The organism is Arthrobacter sp. zg-Y1110 (genome assembly GCF_025244865.1).
Classification (GTDB): domain Bacteria; phylum Actinomycetota; class Actinomycetes; order Actinomycetales; family Micrococcaceae; genus Arthrobacter_B.
This window is the reverse complement of the sequence record NZ_CP104273.1, coordinates 304,510-317,881: the sequence shown is the minus strand read 5'-3', so window position 1 is coordinate 317,881 and position 13,372 is coordinate 304,510. Positions and strand designations below refer to the sequence as shown.

The following is a 13,372-nucleotide window of genomic DNA, read 5'->3' as shown; positions in this document are numbered from 1 at the left end:
TTCACCTTCTATGTGTGCGGCAGGAGGGGTTTCGAGCGACAAAACCACCCCGGAATCCGTGGACTCCGAGGTGGTTTTCAGCCGTTCCTGCAGCCGGCCAGTCCCTGACCGAGTTTACCGGCGCGGACCTACGCTGCTTCCTTCTGTGCCTTGTTCGGCTGGCTCTTGGGAACCAGGACGCCTTCCACGGCCGAGAGGCGCTTGACGGTCACTTCGTCGAGTGTTCCGGCCTTGTAGGCGGGCCGGACAACACGGCGCAGGTAGTTGTACAGCGAAGGCTCCTGGCCCGGACCGTAGCCGCTGGGAATGCGGGAGTGCTTCGTGCAGAACTCGACAAGGTCGGCCATGCGGGTGTCAACGGCCTTCATGCGAAGGGCCCTTGCAGTGGGTTCCTTCGGTGTGTCCGCAGTGCCGTCACGGCGGGTGAACTTCCGGGGCGTGAAGACCCCCGGGATCTTGTTCAGGCGCTCAAGAGCCTCGGGCTCCAGCTCGTCCCGGCGGTAGCGGACCCGCACGGTGGCGTTGAGGTACTTGTACATGATCTTCTCGCCGGGAGCGGTGCCGGAGTAGCGGGGCAGGCGGCCGTGGCGCTTGTAGAACAGCTCCAGGTTGTCCAGCCGGCCGTTGCCTGCGGGGAAGACATCGGTGACCGGGGCAGCCTTCTTCCGGGGCACGCGGGGTACGGCGCCGTGGACCGAGCGGAGGATGCCTTCAAGGTTGGGGCTCAGGTCTTCATTCAGGATGGCGGTGCGCTGGCGGTCGAGCCAGGTGCGCAGTGTGTCCTCCGGTCCGCCTTCAGGGTCGTTCTCGGGCAGGCGGCCGTTGTCATCCACCCAGGCCTTGAAGGCCTTGAAGCGGGCGATCCATGCGTCATTGTCGGGAAGTTCATTCAGTGGCATTGTGCTGTTGTCTTTCATCAGGCTTCGAGGCGGCGAAGCCACTGGTCAAGTCCCACTTCGGGGAAACGGGCGTAATCTTCGGTGCTGCTCCAGGAAATCCAGAAGCGGGCTGTTTCCTTCAGGTCCTCGAGGCTGCGCCGGATGTCCAGGCGCGGCCACACAAGGGCTGACGGGTAGCCCGCACGGGCGGAACTGGAGACGGTGGAGCGGGTGACCTTGATACGGTCGGCCCGGCGGCGGCCGGCCGGGGTTACCCAGAGATCCCGTCCGGAGGTTTCAAAGCGGTGGCCGTTGATCGTGAAGGACACCGGTTCCAACGGCTGCGGCCGGGTACGGTGGTAGCCGCGGCCTCCGCGGTTCCGGGTCCGGTCACGGCCGGCGGGAAGAAGCAGGCCGGGGATCATGACGCAGCCTTTCCGTAGCCGGCCGATTCCTGCTGCTCGATGAGGGCCAGGATGTCGGCTTCAGGTGCGGGACCGTCCATCCATTTGTCGACGCCGACGTTGATCTGGGTGCCGCGGACATCGAATTCGTTGTGGACGTGCCCGTGGAGGAGCCAGCCGCCTTCGTCGCGCAGGCGCCACTGGGTGTGCCGGTCGTATTCGGAGTGGCTGTCCCCGTCGTAGGGGAAATGGGAGAGCATGACGGGGCGGCCGCCGATGGTGCGGCTGGCAGCCGACTGCACTGTGTCGAACACGTCCAGGTACTGCCTGTGGTGACGGTGTGCGTTGCGCCGCCCGGGGTGCCCGACGTCGTGGTTGCCGAAGACGAGGTGTTTGGTTCCGGGCAGGTGCCGGATGATTTCGAGTGCCCGCGAGGGGGATGCTGCAGCGAGGTCGCCGAGGACCCAGATGCTGTCGCGCTTGGTGACGCGGCTGTTCCAGGCGTTGATCAGGTGGTTGTCATGGTCGTCAACGCTACTGAATCCGCGCAGCCCGGCGACAAAGCTGTGCCCGAAATGGGGGTCGGACCAGTAGTAGACGTTGTTCATGCCCACTATGTGTGCGGACACCGGCGGAACTCTCACCCGCCCTGGAACAACAGAAGGTCCGCACCCGAAGATGCGGACCTTCTGCCTTCGTCACAGGGTCAGTACCCGGCCGCCTGCATCGTGATGATCTGCTTCTCAACATCCGTGACGGCGTGGACCACCAGCTCGAGAGTAGAGACGATGCGGTCGGTGGAGAAGTCAGGGATGATGCGCGTCATCGCGTGATGGACGCGCTCCAGGCCGTACAGATTCTCGATTTCTTCGACGGTCATGAGGCCGCCGTGGAGCTCGATCTGGAAGTTTCTGACGATCTCGTCCTCGGCCGGGAACCTGACATAGTTGGGCGAGTGGTACCACATCTGGGCCGCACGGATCAGCTGCGTGGCGTCGTACTCGCCGATGCCCTGGGGGCGCTCAGCCTCAACGCCGGGAAGCACTTTCAGCCGGTACGCCTCCCGCTCGCTCTGGTACTTCGCGTCCCACGCGGGGATGTGCTTGTCCTTGGGCTGGGGGTTGGCCGCAAACCACTGCCGCTGCCATTCCAGCATTACCTCGTCCATCCGGGTATCAACCTCGTCGGACTTCACCTGCGCGTAGGCAACGGCAACCTGGTCGACAATGACGTCCGGTATTTCAACAGTTGACCAGAACCGGATGCACTTTTCCGCCGTCTTGAACGGCGTGGGGTGCAGGAAGGTGCCGTCCATCCTGTCGTGGAGAGGGAGGTACGACCCCGGGGAGTCCTGGACCGCATCCGGGGATGCGTCCTGTGTTTCATTCACTACTGTCTTGCTCCTTTTTGCTGTCGGGCTTCATCGCCCGTGAACGGTCAGGCCTGCCCGGGGGTACTTCGACGTCCCAGGCCGGGGGATGCTTCTCAGGCGTTTGATCCTGCTGCGCGCACCTGCGGAGGGGCGGTCAGGAGTGAGCGGACGTACCTGCCGATCTTGGTGCCGCGGCCCTTCCACCAGTTGTCGTCATCGGCATTCCGCAGCTGGCGCCAGTTCAGGGCGACCACAAAGAGCACCAGCATGCCGACCACGACGCCGAACCAGTCGCCGGCGAAGAAATCCATGACCGTGTCCACCGCTGCAGCCAGCAGGGAAGGGCCTGCAAGCGACGTTGCCCAGGTTGCGGCTATGTACCTCTGCCGGGTGCCTTTCACCGCCGTAATCCTGCGGGTATTGGCCATGAGGAAGCCGAGCTGGAGCGTGAGGGAGACCAAGGCGATGCCCAGTCCTGCAGGAGTTCCGTGCAGGGCGGCCCAGAAAGTAGTTTCCATATTCCTTATGTGTGCGGACGGGGGCGGGTCTTTGAGCGGGCCCCCGCAGCCAGGTCAACGGCAACGAGGCGGATCAGCTCACGGTACCGGGGGAGTTCGGCGGAGAGGATGGCCTTCTTCCGCCGCCGGCCGCCGGGAGTGCTGAGGGTCAGTTTAGCGACCCTACGCAGGGCACGCTCATCCAGCCGCTTGAGGTTGGCCAGGTGCGGGCTGGTGCCGCTGCTGGGCATGGATCTGTTCATGGAGGTTCCTTCAGCGTGTCGGGGTTGCTGCACGCTATGTGTGCGGACGGCACCCGGGGTGTCCCCGGGTATGCGCATGCGACGTACCCTCACGACAGAGGGGAGCGGCCAGCGGCCACTCCCCTCTGTGCTTTCAGCTCAGGTTATTCCGCAGTTCTCCGGCGCCTGGCTGCCACAAGCGCGATGCCGGCGGCGAGAGAGCCTGCACCCAGGAGCAGGACACCGGTGATCCTGGCTCCGGTGGAGGCCAGGAACCCGCCGGATTCTCCGGAGGTCGGTGTCTTGGTGTCTCCAGCCGGGAGTACGGTCGGTGACGGAGTCGCGTCCGCACCCGGTGACGGTTCACCCGGCGTCGTTTCCGACGGATCGGATGACGGTGACGGCCCGGTCGAAGGTGTATCACTAGGCGACGGATCCACCGAAGGCGTGTCGCTCGGCGTCGGGTCGGACGTCTCCGTGGGCGTCGGGACAGGGGTGGGTTCAGCTGCAACTGCGGGCAGCTCAACGGTGCCGTAGTCCCCGATGGACCCGTCTGCAGAAATGCCGGCGACCCCAAGAACAACGGGTTCGTCCCGCTCCAGATCAGTGACCGTGACAGTACGGGCTGCACCTTCCATTCGGGCTATGGGCGTCCCATTGACCGTGACTGCCCAAGTGTCAGCCAGGGCGTCGCCGGGCGTCCAGCTCAGGGTCGCAATGGTTCCGTCTTCCGCGTCCGTACCGGTAACGGTCGGTGCCGCCGGCAGGTCAGACCCGGGGATGACGGTGCCAACGTGGACGAACGCCGACATGTTGGCAACCTGTCCATTCGAGTCAGTAACCCGGACCTGCATCACTTCGTCTGCGGCATCTGTGTAGATGTGGGTTTGGACAGGGGTGGCGGTGGAGGAGTCAAAAGTGCCGTCTCCGTCGAAGTCCCAATCGTAGGCAGTGATAGTTGCATCCCCGTTGGAGTGCGACTTCGAGGCATCGAAGGTGACCGTGCCTCCTGCCGGGATGTAATAGTCCACCAGGGGCAGAAGTGCCACCGGGCGGGTCTCGATACGGGAGAGGGCCTCTTCCAGTGCTGCCGCCGTGTCGCCCTCGTTGATAATGACTTGACCCGTGGTGGCGGCCGCCAGCTCCGCATATTCCTCGGCGTTCCAGGAATCCACAACGGGGTAAACATTGACGGGGTCGATCTCCAGGGCCCGGCGGGCAACCTGATCCAGAGTAGTGCCGTCGACCATATCCGGGGAGTGGAACCCGGCGTCGGTCAGGACCACTGCCGCCTTGGTGGCGCCGTCCCGCCATTCCAGGCCGTTTAGAGCAGTCATGAGGCCGTGCAGGAGGGCCTCGGGTTCGTCGCCGCCACCGTCTACCGTCACAGCTTCCAGCTTGAGCTTCAGATCCACGGTGTTGTCTTGCAGTCCGCTGAGTACGCGTGCCGTGAACTCATCGCCTTCATCTCGGTATTCAACCAGGGCAACCCTGCCCCGCATCTTCTCCACCCACGCTGACATATTCGCCACAGTTTCCTTGGCAGCATCAATGTCTTCGCCCATGGACCCGGTGCTGTCGATGACGAACACCATGTCCAGCCCGGTTGTCCCTACTCCGATCGGTGGGGTACCAGGAGCTGGGGAGGTATCGGAGGGAGGCTGCTCTATGGGAGGCAGGCGCTTCTTCACCCGAGACATTATCTCGACGACAGCGGCATCCATATCAACGCCGTCATATCGGTGTCCCTCGTTGCTTCCAAATGGGTTTACGGAAGACCCGCAAACAAAGTCAATATCGTTACACCAGAGACCGGTTGTATCCGTGAATCCCTCCGGCAGATAAGGGACGCGCGATCTAAGTGAGCCCCCGTCAAGCGTGCAGTCCGGCACATCGAACCGCCATTCGGACGCTGGTTCGCCTGCGCACATAGGAGTGTAATCGTCGAACGGGTTCAACGGATTGCCTGTGTCGAGCTGCCCCTCGGGCAGATAAAGCTTCGGATCCCCGAACAATGCGTTGTACACAATGCGGTCCCGTATTGAAGGATCAAGCTTCTCCACATATGCCTCCCCGACCACCTGGGCGCCCTGGGAGAAACCTCCTAAGACAAATACGGAATCCTTGCATTTGTCTGCACGCTTGGTCAGGTACGAGTCCAGCTCGTCTCGACCCTCGTCAACGCTTTTTCCGTAGTCATTAGCGGCTCCTGAACTGACAGCCGCACCGGCGAGGTTCACATAGCCTTCCAGACCCCCTTTGACCGCTACGGCGGGGAACCGGTGCTTGTCCAAAGAATCGGAGCCTAGTTCGTAATAGTTCAGATCGTAACCGGCACCATCGACTGCCGTCCTAAGCTTCTCTTCGAATTTGATCGCTTCTCTGCTGTCTGAGACCCCTTTGGACGGGTCCTTCCCATCTATTTCCCTGCGCTGCCCCGAGCCGCGGGCGAAAACAGCTTCAACCAGCTTGCACTCCTCGGTGTAGACCGGGTGGTAGCTGTCCGGCGCCGCCTGGGCACCCGGTAGCGCTAACATCCCAGCAGATGCTGCCAAGAGCAGTACGGCAGCCACCCCCGAAACGCGTTCTAATATGTGATGCAACGGTCCCCCCGTTAATTGATGTGGTGTAGCTAGGTCTGGATGGGCGGGCTTGAACACCCGCGATGCGCAGCCGAGAAACTAGAAAATGTTCAGGATCAGTTCGCTCTCCGGCCGGTACGAGGATTCGGAAACAACGTTCAACCAGACCTCGTACCCTTGGACGTGGCCTTCAGCACTGCAAAGGGTGGTTTTTCCCGAGGTCTCCGGCTCGCGGATACAGTCCCCTTCGAGCTTCAATCCCCATCCGGCCGCGTCTATTCGCTTCTGCAGGCTCTGTGCATCCAGCCCCTGAACTGGCTGCCAGCGTCGCTGCAGCCCGGCACAACCGGTAAATGGCCGGCAGACGAAGCCCATGTAGTCCACAGTGTCGGGCTTCTGTTTCCAGGCCGGATCGGGCGGAAGCTGGTCTGCAATTTCGGCCATCCGAACCGTTTCCTCGCGGGTTCCGGATACCCAATCCTGGACAAAGAAAAGTCCAGCGCCTGCCAAGACAGTAGCTATGAGGGCAGAAAGCAGTACGGGGTGCCTCATTGGGCCACTCAGTCCTTCCCGGAGATTCTGCGGCGTAATGCCGAGCCCCTTCGAGAACCGGTATTTTCTGCCCCGGCCGAATGCGCCCCCACGCCTTGCTGGCCAAACGATACACGCTAAGTTGCCTGTGTCACGCCTCGTGCCCGGGAGCAGTTTTGTGCCGCAGTCCCGTCTCGAATGCCCGGGCATGCGGGCAAGTAAGAGGAAGTACCCGGGTCTAGGAGATATTCATGACCAGCCAGGGCTCAGGCCGGTAGGAGGACAGGGAGATGACATTGAGCCAGACGTCGTATCCCTGCACGGTTCCCTCAGCACTGCAGAGCGTCAGCTGTCCGGAATCGTCAGGTTCCCGGATACAGTCCCCCTCCAGCTCCATGTCCCAGCCGGCGGCGTCGATCCGGGACTGCAGGTCTTCGGCACTGATGCCCTGGGCGAGGTTCCACCGCCGCTGCATCTCCGCGCAGCCTGTGTCTGGTGCACAGAGGTATCCGTTGTAGCCCAGGTGATCGCTCGTCCGTTCCCAGCCGGGGTCGGCAGGAAGCAGGTCGGCAATGGCTGTCATCCGGGCAGTCTCGGCGCCGGTGCCTGCAGCGTGGTCGTGGACCGCGTAGCCGGTGATTACGGTCAGGATGGCAGTGACCAAACCGATCACCTTCAGGAGCTTCACTCTGGGAAGCGCGGGGCTGCCGCGCCCGGGCTACCGGAGGGCAAGGGGCAGCTCGGTGCCGGCTGCTGTCACTGCTGCCCGCTTCGCGGCGCCGGTCAGTCCGGGGGCCGGGCGCAGGACGGGGGCACCGGCTTCCTCTGCTATGAGTGCACCGGCTGCGTAGTCGTATTCCTGCAGCCCCTGCTGGAAGAAGGCATCAAGGGTTCCGTCTGCAACCATGCACAGGTCCAGGGCGGCCGATCCGAAGCGGCGGACATCTGCGTAGCCCTCTGCCATCCGGGGGAGTGCGGTCAATTCCGCGGAACGTACGGCGTCGTCATATGCGAATCCTGTTCCCAGGACTTTTCCGATGCGTTCCGGGTCCGGTCCGGTCAGGCGGCTGCGGTGTCCTCCCTCGTCCAACCACGCTCCGTGGCCGCGGGCCGCCGAATAGACACGTCCGAGTGCGGGAGCGTGGACTACTCCGGCGAGCCAGGTGCCGTCCTCGTCCACCGCTGCCACCGAGACGGCGTAGTAGGGGAAGTTGCGGATGAAGTTCGTTGTGCCGTCCAGAGGGTCGATGGACCAGCGGATCCCGGAGGGGTTGGCCGGTACCTCGTTGGCCAGCTCTTCCCCGGTGACGACGTCGTTGGGACGCCGGCGGGTCAGCACTTCCCTGACTGCCGCTTCGGCTGCGGTGTCGAAGTCGGTGACCCAGTCACCCGAGGCGCTCTTGTTCACTGCATTCATGCCTGCCAGGGAGCGATTCGCAAGGACCGCGGCTCCTGCAGCTGCTGCCTCTAAGGCTGCTTCCAGCAAGTCGCCAGGGATGGCCGGGGATGTCGTTTGATTGCTCATACTTTCCTTCTTCCGGGTCATCGGGCTAGCGGCAGCTCGGTGCCGGCCTTGTCGACGAGGATGATCTGGTCGGCGGCAATGATGCCGTGGATCAGGGTTCCGTTATGGATGACGGGGCGGGTCTCATTGGTGGGGACGAACAGGCCGCGGCTCTCTTTGTCCTGCAGCTCGCGTGACTGGGCCTGGTTCAGTTCCAGTCCGTATCTGGCTTTGGCCCAGCCGGCGAACTCGCCGTCGTAGTCGGCTGTTTTCTCGCCCTGCATGTGTCCGGCGAAGTTGGGGATGCTGTCGGCCGGACCGCCGTTCTTCTCGATGATGGTCGAAGACACCAGCGGCAGTACGAGCAGCGCGGCACTGAGGATGAGCAGCCGGCGGATCGGACGGTTTCCGAACCGGGCAGGTTCCAGGCGCCGGGCCGCGACGAGGAAGCAGGCCAGTGCCAGGATGAAGAACCATCCGGTGGTCAGGATGATGGCCAGTGGGCTGTCGTAGGCGGTGTTGTGGATCCAGGTCAGGGAGGCGTAGTCGAAGTGGTCGGCCGGGTCCTGGGCCAGGGGCAGCCTCACAGGACTGCCCCCGGCAGGGTGGTGGACGTTCGGGCGACTGTGCACGCGGGAGTGTTCATGCCCGACTGTGTGCGGCAAGACGCCCGGACGCCTACGGGCGCGGGTCCGCCGGCATCGCAGGTGCCTTGGGAACGGCCGGTGCATCCTGATTCAGGATCTCCGGTTTCTCCGCCGGGCAGCCGGGCCGGGTCTTCGGTTCGGAAGCCGTCGGGCTCGGTGAAGGGGACGCCGTCGGTGAAGGGGAAGCCGAGGGCGACGCCGTCGATGACGGATCCGGCTCGTCTGTTTCATCGTCGGTTTCGGGCACCTGCGGCACCTCGGTCTCCTCTGCAGGCAGCGGGATGCTGCAGGTCTTGACCTGCTTTTCGTACTCGGAGCGGGCGGCGTCCCGGCGGGCCAGGAAGTCTTCCCGCGCGGCGACGTCGGAGTTGTATTCGTCCAGTTCCGCGTTGTACCGGTCCCAGTCCGCGGCGATCTCCAGCCAGGCCTGGTTGGTTTCGGCGACCTTGTCGGCGTACGTGTTGTAGGTCGCTGCGGCGTCCTTGTAGGTGCCGTAGGACTTCCAGTACTTCAGCACGGCAGTCTGCCAGTCCTTCGCACCGGCTTCGAGGTCCTTGCGGGCCTGCTCGGACTGCTTCTTTTCCGATGCCTTGGCGGTGGCGGCGTCAAAGCCCGGGGCTTTCAGCCCAGTGAAGGACCATCCGCAGCCGGGACCGGTGGTGTCATCGGCGGCTACCGGGAAGCTCTTCTCGGTGGTCGCTTCAGCGGCCGGCGCCTTCGGGGCTTCAGGCAAGGCCACCGCGGCGGGCATGGGCGGCCAGACGGGGAACACGGGCTCGGCCATGGGTTCTGCCACTGTGTCGATCAGGTCCGGGGCGGGAATGGGGTACGGGGTCAGCGCAGGACCGTTATCCGCCGGGGCGGGTTTGGTCTCTGCCTTGCCGGAAGCCTTCTCCGAGGCCTTGGCCGACGGCGGTGCGGAAGGTGTCGTGGACGGCAGGTCCACCGCGGGGATGCGGACGGTGACCGGCTGGGTGAACTGCTTGTACCCGGCGAGGCTGAAGGGGCTGCGCGAGGCATCCTCTGCGGAGGAACCCGGGTTGGCGCAGACGCCCTTGAGCTTGCTGTCCAGGGTGGCGTCCAGCTCAACGGCGGCGTCGATGAGGGCCTGTGAGTTGGACCCGGTGGTGTAGGCGATGACATCTCCGACACGGAAGGAGGCTACCGAGGTCCGCTGCCCGCCGTGGCTGACCGATGCCACCATGGAATCCGTTCCGGGGGCTTCCCCGTAGATCGGGGACTGGGCGACTGCGCCTTCGGCACCGGCGCAGACTGACGCGCCCGAATGCATCTGGGAGAGGGCTTCGGCGCCGAGGCCGGCCGTGTACGCCTGGAGGGTCACACGGATCCGGCTCCCGTTGATCGTGTAGGAGCGGGCCAGCGATGTGGAGGCGGCCGAATTCTGCACCGGGCAGGAGTACGGCAGCGGAGCCACGACGGCGCTCTGCAGATTCCCTTCTGCCTTCCACCCCGACGGAGGGTTGTTCAGGACATCGGTGAGTACGGTCGTCGCAGGCGTCTGCTTCCAGCTGGCGGCGACGGCTTCGGGGGCCTGGACGGGTTCAACGGCACTTCCGCCGTCGTCGGTCAGGACCGGGAAGCCGATCAGGGCAGTAACGGCAGTGGCCGCCAACGATATTGCCGCCACCGCCGCGGCACCGCCAAGGAGCATGGTCCCCTGGCGGTCTGAGGGTTTTCTGCGCATGCTACTTGCCTTCCGGAAGGGTGATGGCTGTGGTGGAGCCGGAACTGAGGGTCAGGACCACTTCCTGGCGGTACCCGGATGTGCTGCCCGGCGCCGGGGTCTGGCTGACCACCGTGTCCTTGGGGTGCAGCCGGCTGGCCTTGGCTGTGGTTTCGGAAATGACGGGCGTCAGCTTGTTGGCCAGCAGCAGGGTTACCGCCTCATCGGTTCCCATTCCGCGTACGTCGGGGATGGAGGACGCCGTGGTGGAGCTGGTGGCGGCGTCGTCGGCCTTCGGCATCGGCTTTGCCGGCAGGCCCTGGTGGATGCCGTTCATGACGCTCTTCCAGACCGGTGCTGCAACTTCCGAGCCGGTCAGGTTGTAGAAGGTCTGGCCGTAAGCCTGCAGGACGGTCAGCGGGTGCTGCGAGCCGCCGCGGGGGTCACCGAGCCACACTGCGGTGGAGTACTGGGGTGTGATGCCGGCGATCCAGTTGGCCGCATAGTCGTTGGTCGTACCGGTCTTCGCTCCGGATTCGCGTCCTGCGAGGCCGCCGAGGGACTCGAGGGTGCCGCCCGAGGTGAACGGCATCTTCAGTGCATCCCCGACGGTGTTCGCGACGGCCGGGGCTATCGCCTGGTGGCAGTCGGCATCGGGGGTCGGGATGGATTCGCCGGAGGAGGTGCGGATGCCGGAGACGATGGCGTGGGGTGTGCATTCGACGCCGGCGGCGGCGAAGGTGGCGTACGCGTTGGCCAGCTCGATGGGGCTGACCTCGTAGGCGCCCAGGACGAGGGATGCCTCCCGCCCCTGGATGGCGCGTTCACCGGTGCGGGGAAGGGTCGTGATTCCCAGCCGTGCCGACATATCGGCAACGGAAAGGACGCCGGTGCGTTCCACAAGCTGGATGAAGTACGTGTTGGAGGAAACCTTGATGGCCCCGCGGGCGTCGATGACCCCCCAGTCGGTTCCGCCGTAGTTGATGTAGCCGCCGTCGGGGAAGTCCAGTGCCGCAGGAACGTACGGGCTGACTGCGTTGAACCGGGTGGTGGCAGGGATACCCTGCTCCAGTGCGGTGGCCAGTGCGATCGGCTTCATGGTCGATCCGGGCTGGAACGCCTGGTCGGCGTAAACCATTTCGGTTGCGTTATCTCCCGCGCCCCATTCACGGTTCTGTGCGATGCCTACGATCTTGCCGGTGCCGGGGATGACGACGGCGACACCGAGGGCTCCGCGGTTGCCGGCACCCAGGGCTTCGTCCACTGCCTGCTGGGAGGAATTCATAACCTTCGGATCCAGTGCGGTCGTCAGCGTCATGCCGCCGCGGGTCAGGCGGTCTTCACGGGCTTCGCGGGTGTCGCCGAAGGCCGGGTCGTCCAGGATTTCCTTGCGGACCAGCGAGCAGTAGAACGGGTAGTCGGACTGATCGCAGCCGGAACGGATCTTCCCGGGCTCGGGCAGGATGCCAAGGGGCTCTGCTACAGCAGCCTCGAGCTCTGCGGGTGTCAGGTCCCCGACGGCGGCGAGGCGGTGAAGCACTGTGTCGCGGCGGTTCTTCGCCAGCTCGGGAGCGGTGTAGGGGTCATAGATGTTCGGGCCCTTCACCAACCCGACGAGCAGTGCAGCCTGGCCGCTGGTCAGGTCCTTGGCTGAAGTGCCGAAGTAGATCTTCGAGGCTGCTTCTACACCGTAGGCGCCCTGGCCGAAGTAAACGGTGTTGGCGTAGGAGTTGAGGATCTCGTCCTTGCTCAGCTGCTTTTCCAGGTTCACCGCGTACTTGATCTCGCGGAGCTTGGCGTTATAGCTGGTGCCGGTGCCGACGGCGGCTTCGGTTTCATCCCGGGCGTTGTTGAGCAGGATGTTCTGGACCAGCTGCTGGGTGATGGTGGATGCACCCTGGGTGGAGTCGGAAATGAGGTTGGCCACGGCCGCCCGGGTGATGCCCTTGACGTCGGCGCCGCCGTTCTCGTAGAAGGAGACGTCCTCGGTGGCCACCAGTGCCTGGGTGAAGTGCTCGGAGATGTCCTCAAGCTTCACGTCGATCCGGTTCTCGGAGTAGAAGCGGGCGAACTCCTTGCCGTTCTTATCGAGCAGGACCGTGTGCTGGGGCAGTGCCACATCCAGGGGAAGTTCGGTGGGCAGGTCCTCCCAGTAGTTGAGAGCGGAGGATGCGGCGCCGGCGGCGAAGGTGGCGGCAGGGGCGATGAGGGACCCGGCAGCCAGTGCCACGATGGCGACGGCACCCGCGAATGCGCCCAGCCGCCTGCCCCGGGGTTTCTTCGTCCCGGTGTCCTCATCGGGCTCGCCGAGGAGGCTGTCCAGGGTTGCCGGCTCATGGCGGGGATCGTTCACGGGTGGTGGTGCTCCTTGAAGCTTGTGGTCCCCTTCGCCGTTGCGACGGGGTGTGCCGTTGATGTCCCCATGCGCAGGCAGGCCGGCGGCAGTCTCGTTGACGGTTTGCCGTCAGGGTCCTTGCCTGTGCTGCGGAGGTCAGTCCGGGGAGGGCCCGAGGACCCTTCCGGTGCTATGTGTGCGGACCCTCCGGTATCTCTCACCACGCAGTGAAGCCCGGCAGGACATGGCGTCCGGCCGGGCTTCAGATCGGGAGGGGGTTAGGCGGCGTATGACGAGCGGGGTGCCGGGGCGAGCAGGTGGGACTGGAAGGCGGCCAGCTGCTGGTCGGTGAGGTCTTCGCCCTGGCGGACTACGGAGCGGAACGCTACGACGCGGCCGTCAACCTCTGCGAAGCCAACCTGGGAGAGAACCTTCGAGGGGGTCGGAACAGGAGCGGCAGGGACCGGCACGGGGGCCGGGGTGCGGGGGCTCATGCCGAAAGCCAGCGCGATCAGTGCAGCGCCTGTGATCAGCAGGGCGATGAAGAATGCGGGGCCGGCAAGGAGTTCAAACATGGGATGCGCTCACTTTCGTTCCGGCCTGATGCCGGGGTTCGTTGTTGAGCTATATGTGTGCGGACCCCCTGCTGTTTCTCCCCGGGGTACGCAAAGGACCGGCACCCGCGTTCGGGTGCCG

The 13,372-nt window shown here is 64.5% G+C and carries 14 protein-coding genes and 1 pseudogene; all 15 read right to left on the bottom strand.

Annotated features, from left to right (window positions below; translation table 11 throughout):
• Positions 1-128: 128 nt before the first annotated feature.
• Positions 129-899: a hypothetical protein gene (locus tag N2K99_RS18395; protein WP_227934678.1), complete on the bottom strand. Its 771-nt coding sequence runs from the start codon at positions 897-899 to the stop codon at positions 129-131.
• A gap of 17 nt (positions 900-916) precedes the next feature.
• A complete protein-coding gene (locus N2K99_RS18390; RefSeq protein ID WP_227934677.1) occupies positions 917-1,303 on the bottom strand; it encodes a hypothetical protein in 387 nt (128 codons plus the stop codon).
• Positions 1,300-1,911: a metallophosphoesterase family protein gene (locus N2K99_RS18385; RefSeq protein ID WP_227934676.1), complete on the bottom strand. Its 612-nt coding sequence runs from the start codon at positions 1,909-1,911 to the stop codon at positions 1,300-1,302. The genes N2K99_RS18390 and N2K99_RS18385 overlap by 4 nt, the downstream gene beginning before the upstream one ends.
• Positions 1,912-1,988: 77 nt before the next feature.
• Complete coding sequence (locus N2K99_RS18380; protein WP_227934675.1) at positions 1,989-2,672, bottom strand: hypothetical protein; 684 nt, start codon at positions 2,670-2,672, stop codon at positions 1,989-1,991.
• Between the two features lie 95 nt (positions 2,673-2,767).
• Positions 2,768-3,172, bottom strand: coding sequence for a hypothetical protein (locus N2K99_RS18375; protein WP_227934674.1), 405 nt, complete (start codon positions 3,170-3,172; stop codon positions 2,768-2,770).
• Positions 3,173-3,177: 5 nt separating this feature from the next.
• On the bottom strand, positions 3,178-3,414 hold the full coding sequence (locus N2K99_RS18370) for a hypothetical protein (RefSeq protein WP_227934673.1): 237 nt from the start codon (positions 3,412-3,414) through the stop codon (positions 3,178-3,180).
• 143 nt (positions 3,415-3,557) lie between these two features.
• Positions 3,558-4,988 carry a PKD domain-containing protein gene (locus N2K99_RS18365; RefSeq protein ID WP_231711996.1) on the bottom strand — a complete coding sequence of 477 codons (1,431 nt, stop codon included), beginning with the start codon at positions 4,986-4,988 and terminating at the stop codon, positions 3,558-3,560.
• Positions 4,989-5,171: 183 nt separating this feature from the next.
• A pseudogene (locus N2K99_RS19135) lies at positions 5,172-5,930 on the bottom strand (cutinase family protein); the annotation flags it as partial.
• Between the two features lie 144 nt (positions 5,931-6,074).
• The gene (locus N2K99_RS18360; RefSeq protein ID WP_227934672.1) at positions 6,075-6,419 is read right to left on the bottom strand and encodes a hypothetical protein; all 345 of its coding nucleotides are present in this window, start codon (positions 6,417-6,419) and stop codon (positions 6,075-6,077) included.
• A 325-nt stretch (positions 6,420-6,744) separates the two neighbouring features.
• Positions 6,745-7,170 (bottom strand): hypothetical protein, encoded by a 426-nt coding sequence (locus N2K99_RS18355; RefSeq protein ID WP_227934671.1) that lies wholly within the window; start codon positions 7,168-7,170, stop codon positions 6,745-6,747.
• 54 nt (positions 7,171-7,224) lie between these two features.
• Positions 7,225-8,031, bottom strand: coding sequence for an inositol monophosphatase family protein (locus N2K99_RS18350; protein WP_227934670.1), 807 nt, complete (start codon positions 8,029-8,031; stop codon positions 7,225-7,227).
• A gap of 17 nt (positions 8,032-8,048) precedes the next feature.
• Positions 8,049-8,597, bottom strand: coding sequence for a hypothetical protein (locus N2K99_RS18345; RefSeq protein WP_227934669.1), 549 nt, complete (start codon positions 8,595-8,597; stop codon positions 8,049-8,051).
• A 91-nt stretch (positions 8,598-8,688) separates the two neighbouring features.
• Positions 8,689-10,362: a hypothetical protein gene (locus N2K99_RS18340; protein WP_227934668.1), complete on the bottom strand. Its 1,674-nt coding sequence runs from the start codon at positions 10,360-10,362 to the stop codon at positions 8,689-8,691.
• A 1-nt stretch (position 10,363) separates the two neighbouring features.
• Complete coding sequence (locus tag N2K99_RS18335; RefSeq protein WP_227934667.1) at positions 10,364-12,694, bottom strand: transglycosylase domain-containing protein; 2,331 nt, start codon at positions 12,692-12,694, stop codon at positions 10,364-10,366.
• Positions 12,695-12,954: 260 nt separating this feature from the next.
• Positions 12,955-13,251, bottom strand: a complete 297-nt coding sequence (locus N2K99_RS18330) for a hypothetical protein (RefSeq protein ID WP_227934666.1) — start codon at positions 13,249-13,251, stop codon at positions 12,955-12,957.
• Positions 13,252-13,372 lie beyond the last annotated feature (121 nt).

What these genes read in the sequence shown, in the direction of transcription:
- N2K99_RS18340 (WP_227934668.1), bottom strand. Translation starts at nt 10,362, where the DNA reads ATGCGCAGAAAACCCTCAGACCGCCAGGGGACCATGCTCCTTGGCGGT.
- N2K99_RS18395 (WP_227934678.1), bottom strand. Translation starts at nt 899, where the DNA reads ATGCCACTGAATGAACTTCCCGACAATGACGCATGGATCGCCCGCTTC.
- N2K99_RS18370 (WP_227934673.1), bottom strand. Translation starts at nt 3,414, where the DNA reads ATGAACAGATCCATGCCCAGCAGCGGCACCAGCCCGCACCTGGCCAAC.
- N2K99_RS18365 (WP_231711996.1), bottom strand. Translation starts at nt 4,988, where the DNA reads ATGGTGTTCGTCATCGACAGCACCGGGTCCATGGGCGAAGACATTGAT.
- N2K99_RS18360 (WP_227934672.1), bottom strand. Translation starts at nt 6,419, where the DNA reads ATGGCCGAAATTGCAGACCAGCTTCCGCCCGATCCGGCCTGGAAACAG.
- N2K99_RS18330 (WP_227934666.1), bottom strand. Translation starts at nt 13,251, where the DNA reads ATGTTTGAACTCCTTGCCGGCCCCGCATTCTTCATCGCCCTGCTGATC.
- N2K99_RS18350 (WP_227934670.1), bottom strand. Translation starts at nt 8,031, where the DNA reads ATGAGCAATCAAACGACATCCCCGGCCATCCCTGGCGACTTGCTGGAA.
- N2K99_RS18390 (WP_227934677.1), bottom strand. Translation starts at nt 1,303, where the DNA reads ATGATCCCCGGCCTGCTTCTTCCCGCCGGCCGTGACCGGACCCGGAAC.
- N2K99_RS18375 (WP_227934674.1), bottom strand. Translation starts at nt 3,172, where the DNA reads ATGGAAACTACTTTCTGGGCCGCCCTGCACGGAACTCCTGCAGGACTG.